Genomic DNA, 8,698 nt, shown 5'->3' on the forward strand with positions numbered 1-8,698 from the left:
AATGTGCTGCGGGCGTACGCCGATGGCCACTTTACTCGATGGAAAACGGATCTGGGCAGAAAAGAATCTGAACCAGATGTAATCTGACAGACGCCTGTATAAATAATCGGTAACTGTCAGATCAGGTCTGAGCTAGTACAGCGATGTAGCGCAGATTTTTAATACGAATATTGCTCTCTTCCATCACTTCACGGGCGACTGCCTGTTCGAGCGTTTCTCCCACTTCCACGAAACCTGCCAGCGCGGTATACATATTGCCGCGGTGACGTTGGTGCTGCGCCAGCAAGATCTCTTCGCCACGCCGGATCGCCACGATCACACACGGGGCGATTTGTGGGTAATACCGCTCTTTACACTGCTGACACAAGCACGCCAGCTCCGTTTTGCTGTGCACCATTTTCTTCCCGCAATAGCCGCAAAACTGGAGCGAACGATAAAACTCGACCAGTTGTACACCGCGTCCTGCCAGTTGAAACAGCGCCACGTCTTCATCCAGCAGTTGGCGTACAGAATCCATCTGCGACGTTTTCTGGTGACTGACCAGCCACACGCACTCCCCCTGCCACTCCCCTATCTGGCGTCCAACAATGCCTTCCAATCCGCACTGCGCCGCCGTGCCATACGGGAGCTTCCCTTCGGGTAGCCACACTTGACTATCATGGCTGACCACCCACCACCCACCACCCACCACCCATGCTCATCACCTTTTAATGTTTGTTCCATATCTTTTCTATTGCTCCACAGACACTCCACTGGCATTTTAACTGTCAGGGATATGGCAGAATTCCATTGTCACCGATTGTTCTTTCTTATCAATGCACGGAGTCAACAATGTTAAACCAATTACAAAGTCTGACTGAGTACGTTGGTGGCAATAATGCGTTAATAGACCAATGGCTACAAGCGCGCAAGCAACTTCTGATTGCCTATTACCATCTGGTCGGCATTAAGCCAAACAAAGATAAACACACCTCGCTCGATGAGCAGGCGCTGGATGATTTTTTCCACAACCTTGTGGACTATCTTTCCGCCTGCCATTTCCATGTCTATGAGCGCATCTTGCAAGAGGCAGTTGCACTGAGCGATCAAAAGCTGGCGCAAACGCACCGTCTGGCGCTGGCGTTACAGGCCAACACGCAATTCATTATGGATTTCTACGACAGCAGTCTGGCGACCGCCATCGATCACGACAACTGCATTGAGTTTCAGTAGGCGCTGTCAAGCGTCGGCGAAGCCATGGCGGAACGCTTTGCTCTGGAAGATCGATTGATTCACCTGGTCATTGATAAAGAATAACAGCATCGCCCCACCTTACATTTTGACAGTATCTCTCAGACGTCCTAAAGTGTTAGCGTTTTATTAACCTCATGGTAATGGGGTTATTGCTTGGTAAACAGCCGCTGTGCTGAATATCGGGCGTATCTTGTCGGAGTGCCTAGCGTGTTTATGTCCTACATAAACCGCAGGCTGAGACCGTTTATTCGGGATCCGCGGAACCTGATCAGGTTAAAACCTGCGAAGGGAACAAGAGTAATCCATTCTGTTTTGTCACCGTTATCAACGCCATGTTGTTACCGGCATAGCGCGTAAAATCGGGGCCAAGACAACCATAATTACTCCCTGCGAGCTCCAGACAAGCATTTTTCCTTAACCATAATCAGGAACATGCTATGTCTCAATCACCCGCTACAACGCCAAAAACCCCGTCTGGCCGTCCCGAAAAGCGCGAATCCTCCAAGGCGTTTATTCATAACTTGCGCGGCACCACCTTCCCTAACTCCACGCGTATCTACCTTACTGGGTCGCGCAGTGATATCCGTGTACCGATGCGGGAAATCTCCCTTAGCCCAACGCTGTTAGGTGGCGACAAAGACAATCCTCGCTATGAACCTAACGAAGCCGTGCCGGTGTATGACACGGCAGGGCCGTATGGCGATCCCGACGCACGTCCGGACGTGCGTACCGGGCTGGTCAAACTGCGTGCCGATTGGATTGCTGAACGTAACGACACCGAGCCACTTTCTGGCGTCAGTTCCCGTTTTACCCAGCAGCGATTGGCGGATGCAGGGTTAGATCACCTGCGCTTTGAACAGTTACCGCAGCCCAAACGTGCCCAGTCAGGCAAGTGCGTCACGCTGTTGCACTATGCGCACCAAGGGATCATAACGCCGGAAATGGAGTTTATCGCCATCCGCGAGAACATGGGACGTGAGCGTATTCGCAGCGAAGTGTTGCGCCACCACCACCCGGGACAAAGCTTTGGCGCGATCCTGCCGGACAACATCACCCCGGAATTTGTGCGCCAGGAAGTCGCCGCAGGCCGTGCCATCATCCCGTCCAACATCAATCACCCCGAATCTGAACCGATGATTATCGGGCGCAATTTTCTGGTCAAGGTGAACGCTAACATCGGCAACTCGGCGGTCACCTCGTCTATCGAGGAAGAGGTGGAAAAACTGGTCTGGTCCACGCTGTGGGGGGCCGATACCGTGATGGATCTCTCCACCGGACGCTATATTCACGAAACCCGCGAGTGGATACTGCGCAACAGCCCAGTACCAATTGGCACCGTTCCTATTTATCAGGCACTAGAGAAGGTCAATGGTGTGGCGGAAAACCTCACGTGGGAAATGTTCCGCGATACGCTGCTTGAGCAAGCAGAGCAAGGTGTTGATTACTTCACCATTCACGCGGGGGTGCTGCTGCGCTATGTGCCGATGACCGCACAGCGCCTGACCGGCATCGTATCGCGCGGCGGCTCCATCATGGCGAAGTGGTGCCTGTCGCACCATCAGGAGAACTTTCTTTACGTCCACTTCCGTGAAATCTGCGAGATTTGTGCAACCTACGATGTTGCCCTGTCGCTGGGCGATGGCTTGCGTCCCGGCTCCATTCAGGATGCCAACGATCAGGCACAGTTTTCCGAGCTGCATACCTTGGGTGAGTTGACCAACATCGCCTGGGAGTATGACGTGCAAGTGATGATTGAGGGGCCGGGGCATGTGCCGATGCAGATGATTCGCCGCAACATGACCGAAGAGTTGGAGCGATGCCACGAAGCGCCGTTCTATACATTGGGGCCGCTGACCACCGATATCGCACCCGGCTATGACCACTTCACTTCCGGTATCGGGGCCGCGATGATTGGCTGGTTCGGTTGCGCCATGCTCTGCTACGTTACACCGAAAGAACACCTTGGGCTGCCCAACAAAGAGGATGTGAAGCAGGGGCTTATCACCTACAAGATCGCCGCACATGCAGCCGATCTGGCGAAAGGACATCCCGGTGCGCAGATCCGCGATAACGCCATGTCCAAAGCACGCTTTGAGTTTCGTTGGGAAGACCAGTTCAATCTGGCGCTCGACCCGACAACCGCACACGCCTATCACGATGAAACCCTTCCGCAAGAATCCGGCAAAGTGGCACACTTCTGTTCCATGTGCGGCCCCAAATTCTGCTCGATGAAAATTTCGCAGGAAGTGATTGAATACGCTGCGAAAAATCCCACCCCAGCTGTGGAAGCGCAGCCGATAGAAGTCGGTCCAGTTCCGAGCGCGCGGCAGCGAGCTCTACCACAGTGCCACGACGCTGCTCGGGGAGGAAGCAAAATGAATCTGGCATTTCCCGCGACCGCCCCCCTGCTCGGACTTTATCCTGTAGTGGACAGTGTAACCTGGATCGAGCGCCTGCTCGGTGCTGGCGTAAAAACCATCCAGTTACGCATTAAGGACAACACTGCAGAACAAGCTGAGACCGCCATCATGCAGGCCATCGCGCTCGGGAAGGATTATCAGGCACGCTTGTTTATTAACGATTTTTGGCAACTGGCTGTCAAACATCGGGCATACGGCGTGCATCTGGGCCAAGAGGATCTGGATAGCGCCGATCTGGAGGCAATCCGCAATGCGGGGCTACGTTTGGGAATTTCAACCCACGACGACGTGGAACTGGCTCGCGCCGTAGCGCTCAAACCGTCTTATATCGCCCTCGGGCATATCTTCCCGACACAAACCAAAGAGATGCCCTCCGCTCCGCAGGGCGTGAGCGAATTGAAGCGTCACATTGACGTGCTACAAGGATGTTTCCCTACCGTGGCCATCGGCGGCATCAGTATTGACCGCGTACCGAACGTGCTGGCTACCGGCGTCGGCAGTATTGCAGTGGTCAGCGCAATCACGCAGGCCGCCGACTGGCGCCAGGCCACTGCCACCCTGCTTGGCCTGATTGAAAATCAGGAGGGTCATGATGCTTAACGATCCGGCACTGAGCGATCAAGAGTTCTTACGCTACAGCCGTCAATTGCTGCTGGAAGATATCGGCCCGGAAGGACAAGAAAGGCTAAAAAAATCCCGTGTGCTGCTGGTCGGCATGGGCGGGCTAGGCGCGCCCGCCGCGCTCTATCTCGCTGCCGCTGGAGTCGGCAGCTTGACGATCGCAGATGACGACCAACTGCATATTTCCAATCTACAACGGCAAATCCTCTATCGCACGCAGGATATTTCTCGCCCCAAAGCCACGCTCGCCAAACAGCAGCTCTTGGCACTCACCCCGTTAACAGAGGTGGTAACGCTCACTGAGCGTCTCGCAGGAACGGCCTTACACCACGCGGTTCAACAGGCCGATCTGGTGCTGGATTGCAGTGACAACATGACCACGCGCCATGCGGTGAACGCCGCTTGCGTTCAGCAGCAAACGCCGCTGGTCAGCGGCAGTGCGGTTGGTTTTAGCGGACAGTTGCTGGTGCTAACGCCCCCCTATCCACACTGCTGTTACGCCTGTCTCTATCCAGAAGCGACAGAACCGCAGCGTAACTGCCGCACCGCCGGTGTGCTCGGCCCAGTGGTCGGGGTCATCGGCACGCTTCAGGCGCTGGAAGCCATCAAGCTACTGGCGGGGTTGCCTTCCGCACTCAGCGGCAAGCTGTGCCTGTTTGATGGCAAGCAACAAAGCTGGCAAACCTTTCAGTTAAGCCGCTCGGCGTGCTGCCCAGTCTGTAAGGGTATCGCGGCATGAACATCACGCTGAACGACACCCCTATGGCGTGCGATGATGGCATTACGGTGGAAACCCTGCTGACGGTGTTGGATCGCTTGCAGCCCGGTACGGCGCTGGCGATAAACCAGACCATTGTTCCGCGTGACGAATGGGCGACACGACCCGTTTGCTCAGGCGACGATATTCTTATTTTTCAGGCTATCGCAGGGGGTTGATATGTTGCAGATTGCCGATACTCGCTTTTCTTCCCGGTTATTAACCGGAACAGGTAAATTCGCTACCGCCGAACTGATGCACGCAGCGTTGCAGGCTTCGGGTTCTCAGTTAGTCACGCTGGCCATGAAACGTGTTGACCTGAAAACCGGTAATGACGCCATCTTCGCACCGCTCAAGCAGCTTGGCGTGAAGCTCCTGCCCAATACTCAAGGGCAAAAACCGCAGATGAGGCTGTGTTCGCCGCACGGCTGGCGCGCGAAGCGCTGGGCACGCACTGGCTGAAACTGGAAATTCACCCCGATGCCAAATACCTGTTGCCCGACCCGATTGAAACCCTGCGCGCCGCTGAGCGCCTGGTCAAAGAGGGATTTGTGGTACTGCCTTACTGCGGCGCGGACCCGGTGCTGTGCAAACGACTGGAAGAGGCCGGTTGCGCCGCCGTGATGCCGTTGTGTGCACCTATCTGCTCCAATCAGGGACTGCAAACCAGCGATTTCCTTCGCACCATTATTGAGCAGGCCACAGTACCCTTCGTGGTTGACGCAGGTATTGGTGCCCCCAGCCACGCCACCGAGGCGCTGGAGATGGGGGCCGATGCGGTGCTGGTTAACACGGCCATTGCCGTGGCGTGCGACCCGGTGCAGATGGCTCACGCCTTTCGTTTAGCAGTAAACGCGGGCGAACGGGCACGCCACGCCGGATTATGCCAACGCCAGCATGTGGAGAGCGCCACCAGCCCGCTGACCGGCTTTCTTCATCAGATAACGTCGGAGGCGCAATCATGACGCGCGCTTTTCGTACTCGCTGGGAACAGCTCGATTGGGATGCCATCACTCTCGATATCAATAGCAAAACCGCACACGATGTGGAACGTGCTCTCACCGCAACCACGCTCTCTCGTGACGATATGATGGCACTGCTTTCCCCGGTAGCGCGGCACTATTTGGAACCGCTGGCTGCACGGGCTCAGCAGCTTACCCGGCAACGCTTCGGTAATACCGTGGGCTTTTATGTTCCGCTCTACCTGTCAAACCTGTGCGCCAATGACTGCACCTACTGTGGTTTCTCCATGAGCAACCACATCAAGAGCAACACCTTGAGAAATCCTGCGCGAGATTTCCGCCATCAAAGCGCTGGTGTTTGACAACCTGCTGCTGGTCACGGGGGAACATCAACGTAAAGTTGGCATGGATTATTTTCGCGACATGTTGCCACTGATTCAGCCACACTTCAGCGCACTAATGATGGAAGTGCAACCGATGGCGCAAGAGGATTACGCCGAGCTGAAAGGGCTGGGGCTGGACGGCGTGATGGTCTATCAGGAAACCTACCATCCGGTGACCTATCAGCAACATCACCTGCGCTGCAACAAGCAGGATTTTCATTGGCGCCTAGACACACCGTATCGTTTGGGCAGCGCCGAGATCGACAAGATCGGGTTCGGCGCGTTAATTGGCTTATCGCACAGTTGGCGCACCGACTGCTATATGGTGGCGGAACACTTGCTGTATTTGCAGCAAACCTACTGGCAGAGCCGTTACTCCATCTCGTTTCCGCGCCTGCGGCCCTGTGCGGGCGGCATCACACCCGCGTCGATCATGGACGAAGCGCAATTACTGCAAGTGATTTGCGCGTTCCGCCTGCTGGCGCCCGACGTAGAATTGTCGTTATCTACCCGAGAATCCCCCTATTTTCGCGATTACGTGGTGCCTATTGCCATCAACAGCATTAGTGCATTTTCCAAAACGCAGCCGGGAGGCTATGCAGACAATCGTTCCGAATTGGAGCAATTTCCCCCCCATGATAATCGCCGCCCGGAAGCCGTCGCACAGGCCGGCCTGCAACCGGTATGGAAAGACTGGGATGGATATTTGGGAAGGTAGTCGCGTCATCAACATAACGCTGGATAAAGGGGCGAATAATGCCACTATTCGGCGATAAAACGGCCAAACCATGCACCCTCTGTTTATCTTTCGCTACGTAACGTGATGATGTTGAATACCTTGATGCGTCGACCAAAAACGAATTGTTCCATTCGGTTTTGCCCTCGCTGCCGATACAGGGTGGCGCTGTCGCCCTGTATCGGCCCTTCTTCGACATACACCTAGGGTCTCTCATCGTATCTTCATGCAGCAGGTGTTCTGCATGCTCGCCAATCACGCGTAGCATCTGCTGCATCTCATCGGTTAACGGCAGACCGTAGTGCACGCGCATACAGTTGCGGTATTTGCCGGGCGCAGAGAACAACGAGCCAGAGGCTATCTGAATACCGGACTGACGTAACAAGCTATTCAGCCGCAACGTATCGAAGGTTTCAGGAAACTCAATACACATCAGAAATCCGCCTTGCGGTCGGCTAACACAGATTCCGCAGGGGAAATAGCGCCGCACCCAGCAGGTGAACGCATCGAGATTGCTTTTATAATAGGTACGCATCCGACGCACGTGGGGCTGATAGTGGCCCTGACGAATAAACTCTGCCACGGCTAACTGGGTATGGGTAACGGAATAGCCCGTGCTGGTGTATTTGGTGTGTAGCACGCGCTCCAGATAGCGTCCGGGGGCAATCCAACCCATACGCAGCCCAGGAGCCAAACTCTTGGAAAATGAACTGCACAGCAGCACTCTGCCATCGTTATCAAAGGATTTGATGGTGCGCGGTCGCGGATATTCATACGCCAACTCGCCGTAAGCGTCATCTTCAATGATGGCAATATCAAACTGCTGTGCCAGCACGATCAGCGCCTTCTTGCGTGCATCCGGCATATAAAAACCGAGCGGGTTATTGCAACTTGGCACAAGCATCACCGCTTTTATCGGCCACTGCTCCAGCGCCAGTTGCAAGGCTTCCAGGCTGATGCCCGTCACAGCATCGGTGGGGATTTCCACCACTTTTATTCCCAACCCACGCAGCGTTTGCAGCGTACCGGGAAAGGTGGGTGACTCCACCGCCACAATATCCCCTTCCCGACACAGGGAACGCAATGCGGTGAACAACGCCTCCTAGCAGCCAGTGGTGATCACGATATCTTCTGCCGCCAGTTGGAAATCACTGTCCAGCGCCAATCGGGCAATTTGCTCGCGCAGTTCCGGCGCGCCATACATATTGCCGTAATTCAATACCCGCAGGTCCTGCCGCTGACAAAAGCGCGTCAGGGATTTCCATAAAGGTTTAATCGAGGACTGGCTGACATCCGGCCCGCCGCCACCCAAGTTGTACAGGTTACGTTCCGGATTGGTGCTGAACAGCTCTCGCACCGAGTCCCATTGGCTGATTTCTACCGGGCGCTGCACAGGACGGGTTAAGCCCGGCACCGGCGGATGTGCTTTGCGCGGCGCGACATAATAGCGGCTTTGTTGAATAAATAGAACTTTTGGGTAATCATCGGAGCAGATCACCACAGTTGTTTCAAAATCAGGTCTCCATGGCAAAACAAAATTTTAAAATCACCAACTGGCCCTCTTATAACAAGGCCCTCAAGCAGCG

At 55.0% G+C, this 8,698-nt stretch carries 3 protein-coding genes, 6 pseudogenes and 1 riboswitch; of the genes and pseudogenes, 7 read left to right on the forward strand and 2 right to left on the reverse strand.

The window, feature by feature from the left end; genetic code table 11:
• Positions 1–139: 139 nt before the first annotated feature.
• Positions 140–723: pseudogene (nudC, locus tag QZ506_RS00060) on the reverse strand (NAD(+) diphosphatase); the annotation flags it as partial.
• Between the two features lie 108 nt (positions 724–831).
• Here nudC and rsd point away from each other — a divergent pair.
• The 7 genes and pseudogenes from rsd to thiH all read left to right on the forward strand — a co-directional run bounded on the left by rsd (position 832) and on the right by thiH (position 7,094).
• Positions 832–1,296: pseudogene (gene rsd, locus QZ506_RS00065) on the forward strand (sigma D regulator).
• 121 nt (positions 1,297–1,417) lie between these two features.
• Positions 1,418–1,541, forward strand: a riboswitch (TPP riboswitch).
• 129 nt (positions 1,542–1,670) lie between these two features.
• A pseudogene (gene thiC, locus QZ506_RS00070) lies at positions 1,671–3,612 on the forward strand (phosphomethylpyrimidine synthase ThiC).
• The gene (gene thiE / locus QZ506_RS00075) at positions 3,609–4,253 is read left to right on the forward strand and encodes a thiamine phosphate synthase (protein WP_291968257.1); all 645 of its coding nucleotides are present in this window, start codon (positions 3,609–3,611) and stop codon (positions 4,251–4,253) included. The pseudogene thiC and the gene thiE overlap by 4 nt, the downstream one beginning before the upstream one ends.
• Entirely contained in the window at positions 4,246–5,013 is a 768-nt protein-coding gene (locus tag QZ506_RS00080) for a HesA/MoeB/ThiF family protein (RefSeq protein WP_291968258.1), read from the forward strand. The genes thiE and QZ506_RS00080 overlap by 8 nt, the downstream gene beginning before the upstream one ends.
• Positions 5,010–5,210 (forward strand): sulfur carrier protein ThiS, encoded by a 201-nt coding sequence (gene thiS, locus QZ506_RS00085; RefSeq protein WP_291968259.1) that lies wholly within the window; start codon positions 5,010–5,012, stop codon positions 5,208–5,210. The genes QZ506_RS00080 and thiS overlap by 4 nt, the downstream gene beginning before the upstream one ends.
• Position 5,211: 1 nt before the next feature.
• Positions 5,212–5,996 (forward strand): annotated as a pseudogene (locus tag QZ506_RS00090) (thiazole synthase).
• Positions 5,993–7,094 (forward strand): annotated as a pseudogene (gene thiH, locus QZ506_RS00095) (2-iminoacetate synthase ThiH). The pseudogenes QZ506_RS00090 and thiH overlap by 4 nt, the downstream one beginning before the upstream one ends.
• 268 nt (positions 7,095–7,362) lie before the next feature.
• On the opposite strand, the pseudogene QZ506_RS00100 reads toward thiH, so the two are convergent.
• Positions 7,363–8,559: pseudogene (locus tag QZ506_RS00100) on the reverse strand (PLP-dependent aminotransferase family protein); the annotation flags it as partial.
• Positions 8,560–8,698: the final 139 nt, after the last annotated feature.

This window comes from Candidatus Symbiopectobacterium sp., from assembly GCF_020054415.1.
Classification (GTDB): Bacteria; Pseudomonadota; Gammaproteobacteria; order Enterobacterales; family Enterobacteriaceae; genus Symbiopectobacterium.

Bases quoted from the DNA above. Each gene is read 5' to 3' on its own strand.
- thiE (WP_291968257.1), top strand. From the start codon at position 3,609: ATGAATCTGGCATTTCCCGCGACCGCCCCCCTGCTCGGACTTTATCCT.
- QZ506_RS00080 (WP_291968258.1), top strand. From the start codon at position 4,246: ATGCTTAACGATCCGGCACTGAGCGATCAAGAGTTCTTACGCTACAGC.
- thiS (WP_291968259.1), top strand. From the start codon at position 5,010: ATGAACATCACGCTGAACGACACCCCTATGGCGTGCGATGATGGCATT.